Origin of the sequence: Ciceribacter ferrooxidans, from assembly GCF_004137355.1 — a bacterium.
GTDB lineage: Bacteria > Pseudomonadota > Alphaproteobacteria > Rhizobiales > Rhizobiaceae > Allorhizobium > Allorhizobium ferrooxidans.
This window is the reverse complement of sequence record NZ_SDVB01000376.1, coordinates 1-360: the sequence shown is the minus strand read 5'-3', so window position 1 is coordinate 360 and position 360 is coordinate 1. Positions and strand designations below refer to the sequence as shown.

1 protein-coding gene is annotated in these 360 nt (G+C 46.7%); it reads right to left on the bottom strand.

Annotated features, from left to right (window positions below):
* Positions 1-291, bottom strand: a 291-nt coding sequence (locus EUU22_RS22385; RefSeq protein ID WP_245485256.1) for a hypothetical protein, incomplete at its 3' end; no start/stop codon positions are given.
* Between the last annotated feature and the right edge of the window lie 69 nt (positions 292-360).

Sequence of the window (360 nt, the reverse complement as noted above, 5' to 3'; positions counted from 1 at the left end):
GAAGATTGCACAGCCGAACATGATGATGGTACTTCCCCAGCCAAAGCCATAGGTCCAGCTGTAAAGATAGTTTTCTGTTCCTGTAGCCAGGTCATTTGTGTACATAGAGGGGTAAATTACCAGAGCAATCACCTGCAAGATAACGGCAAAAATGAGAAGTCCTCCAATTACTCTCAGCAAAGAAATACGTGGTGTGCACAGTGCAACAAAGGAGAGGAGGAAGCAAATTATCAGGATGATGAAACCAATGATCAGAAGTGCAGCTGTTGCTTTGCCCCAAGCAAAGTCCATGATGGATCTGCACGAGAATTCGTTACCCCCCACAGACGTACAGCTCTGCCACAGAGAGGCATATTGGCG